3 protein-coding genes are annotated in these 3,033 nt (G+C 63.0%); all 3 read right to left on the bottom strand.

The features are described from left to right. The coding region (locus tag ACRBB0_RS26720) for a hypothetical protein (RefSeq protein WP_431377517.1) at positions 1 to 225 on the bottom strand (225 nt) is incomplete at its 3' end. After that, on the bottom strand, positions 222 to 1,832 hold the full coding sequence (locus ACRBB0_RS26715; protein WP_431377516.1) for a hypothetical protein: 1,611 nt from the start codon (positions 1,830 to 1,832) through the stop codon (positions 222 to 224). The genes ACRBB0_RS26715 and ACRBB0_RS26720, both read right to left, overlap by 4 nt. Positions 1,833 to 1,840: 8 nt before the next feature. Further along, the coding region (locus ACRBB0_RS26710) for a hypothetical protein (protein WP_431377515.1) at positions 1,841 to 3,033 on the bottom strand (1,193 nt) is incomplete at its 5' end.

Genomic DNA, 3,033 nt, shown 5'->3' with positions numbered 1-3,033 from the left:
CGCCGCCCGCGCCAGCGAGCGCTGAGCGATTGTTGAGGGCGGTTCCCCGCCGCTGCCCAAATTGATCACCAGCCGGTCCGGCTCAAATGCCCGCGCCAAAACCGAGCGCGCGATGTCCGCAGCCGTGGCCGCGCCGGTGCCATTGACAGTGGAATCGCCCCAGACGCAGATGACCGATGACGGGTCAAAGACAGAGGGAACAGACAGGGTTTGCAGATGGCTCATAGGGCCTCTCCCTTGTAGGCAAAAAACGCGACATTCCCGTCGAGAAACTTGGTTTGGTGCTGGAATGTCGCGGAAAACCCGCCGCCAATTCGCAGCCGTTCAAGGCCGCTTAAATCGACACCGGTGGCGACGGTCTCAACCGGGCTGCCATTGGTCGAAAGCGACACAACGCCCGCCGCGTCATAGCTTGCCGCGATCAAGGTCGGCACCGTCGGGGCCCATGTTGAGGAGCGGTTTGCATTGCCGCTTGTCGTCCCGTCATCGGCGGTCAGAACAATGCTGCCGCCGCTGTCCCAATTGATGACGCATCGCAAAACAGTGTCGCCCGCCGCGTTGCTCAGGCCGAAAATCTCAGCGCTGCCGGTGCTTTGATCGACGGGCAAAAGCACCTGGCACAGGATCGTGCCTGCGCCCCCGACGATCGTAGCGCGCGGCTCCACGCGGTTGCGGATCTGGTAGGCATCTTCATAGGGTGAAACCGCCGCCCCCTCTTCGAGCATGATCCCCGCGACATAGCACGCGCCACCGGCCCCGACGCGCATCGAGGCCGCCCCAGCCCCAACCGCGTTGGCCGTGGCGCTGATCCGCGCGCCACCGCCAAGAACCGCTGCATCGGAATGCGGCGAGGCCCCCGTTGACACTTTGCAGGTGCCCGAAACGGCCCAGACATAGGCGCTCGCGGTGCGCTCGCCGTCTGCGACGGCATCAGATCTGCTCTGCATCGTTTCCGTACCGCCGACCTCATTGACCAAATGGAACACGCGCTCAAACCCCAAGCCCCCAAAATATTGCGCAACATCGCTGGGCAGGTCGGCCACCTCAACGATTGTTGCGGTCAGATCGTTGGCGCTCAGCACGCCTTGGAAATCGGTGTCATTCGCTCCGATCAGGCACTTGTTCGTTGCGCTGGCGCTGTCAGGCACCGCCAGGCCCGCCCCGCTCAGCGGTTCAGGCAGGCGCGGATGGAACATGGCCCCATAGCCCATCGCAACATGACGCCCGGCGACCTTGGTCAGATAGGCACCCGTTGTGAAATCCGCGACAAAGTCAAACTGCACGAGCTGCGGGAGACGCGCCAGCGTGGATTGGCTGGCCAGCGCCGATTGGCCGGCGGCTGCAATTGCCACGGCCTGCGCATCGCTGACGGGCTTGTCTGCATCGGGCGTATTGTCCACCGCGCCCAGCCCGACCTGAGCCGCCGTGACCCCATGCGGGTTGTCGGTTTGGGCCGAATGCCCCGAGCCTGCGACACGTTCCCAAACCACCCCGTTGGAGATCACCCTGTCGCCAATTTGCCAGCCGGTTTGACCATCCAGATCAGTTGTCCCGGCGACGCCCACTTCATAATAATGACCGCTGGCCGCAGAGGCCGCAGGCAGTGGCGGATTGTTGGCATCAGCATCCCAAAGCCCCTGGTATTGCAACCCGCCCGACAGGCCAGCCATGCCGCTCGAAACCGCCGCCTCGATTGCACTCAGAATCGGGGCGCTGGCGGCAAGTTGCCCTTCCAGATTCCCGGCAGATTGGCGTCGCAACGAGCCGTCGCGCAGCACAAATATATCGTCAGCCAGAGCGGTGCTCTCCAGCAAATCAATTCGAAGCGTCATGTCCGATCTCACTTAATGGTGGTTACAAAAGCAGAAGTTTGCGGGCCTGCATCATCCTCGTCATCCAGAGGGATAAAGACGTAGGCAAACTGACCCTGCGGCGCGCAAGACGCGGTCTCGGTGTAGAGGTGAACAGCCTCAAGAGCCCCGTCAAACCCCGCATCAGCGACGAGCGTAAATGTGTCGTTGCCCGCCCCGGCCGCCACGCTTTGCAGGTGCTGGCCGCCAGCGGTGATTGCCGCGCCGCTCACGGAGGCCCCGCCGGTCAGCCCTGGCGTGACTGCGCCCGCAACAAAGGATCTCAGCTCAACACACAGCCGATAGGTTTTGCCCGCGATCAACGCCAGGGCCTGGCTCAGATCCGTTGCAACACCGGGGCTGTGCGCCGCGCTGCCACTGGCGATGCTCCACCCCGCCCCAGGCACCCAGGCGCCGGTGCTGTCGAACTGGCCCGCCTCGAGCAAATCTTGCCGCGTCGCATCGCCATCAATCACCGAGGTGGTCAGGCCCGGCGTCACCGGCACCGTTGCGATCTCATGCAGATCCCGATCAAGCACCGCCCCATCAGGCACCCGACAGATCATCACCGAAGCGGTGGTGACATCGCTCACCACAAAGCTCAGCGCCGCATGCCCGAGGCCACCCGTGACGCGGATGGCCTCTTCGTCCAGCGCCAAGGGGGCCGGTTGCGCGTTAAACTGGAAGGTCAAAACCGGGCCAGATGCGCCCGGCACAGTGTCAAGATTGAGCGCCGTCAGCCGCAATTCCACCTCGGCACCGTCACTATAAATCAAGGCAACCGTGCCAGCGTTGCCGGCAATAAAATCCTCAGACCAAGTCGGGCTGCCGACAAGCCGGTGATCCACCCGAATTTGCCCCACAATCAGCGCATCCCGGCCCTGCGATTTTGCCGCGACAATCAACGCGCCATCCTCAATCTCAATGCCGTTGAACTCCGGCGCATCGGGGATCGCAAAAGACGGGCTGGGCGTGCCAACAATGGGCGACCATTCGCTGATCTCATGGGCCTCAGCCAACGCGTCCAGCTCAGGCGCGTCATTGACCAACGTCACCTGAAACGCCATGTCCTCAGCAGCCTCAATCCCCAAAATCCGCGCCGGGACACTCACCTCATTCAAACTCCCAAACTGAACAACCTCACCACCCTCCGGGCACAACCCAGCGCCACCCAATACACCCA

The organism is Pelagimonas sp. (assembly GCF_050633425.1).
In the GTDB taxonomy this organism is placed as follows: domain Bacteria; phylum Pseudomonadota; class Alphaproteobacteria; order Rhodobacterales; family Rhodobacteraceae; genus Pelagimonas.
The sequence above is the reverse complement of the archived record's forward strand: the minus strand, read 5'-3'. Positions and strand labels throughout refer to the sequence as shown.

Excerpts from the sequence above, each read along its gene's own strand:
- ACRBB0_RS26715 (WP_431377516.1), bottom strand. The coding sequence starts at position 1,832 with ATGACGCTTCGAATTGATTTGCTGGAGAGCACCGCTCTGGCTGACGAT.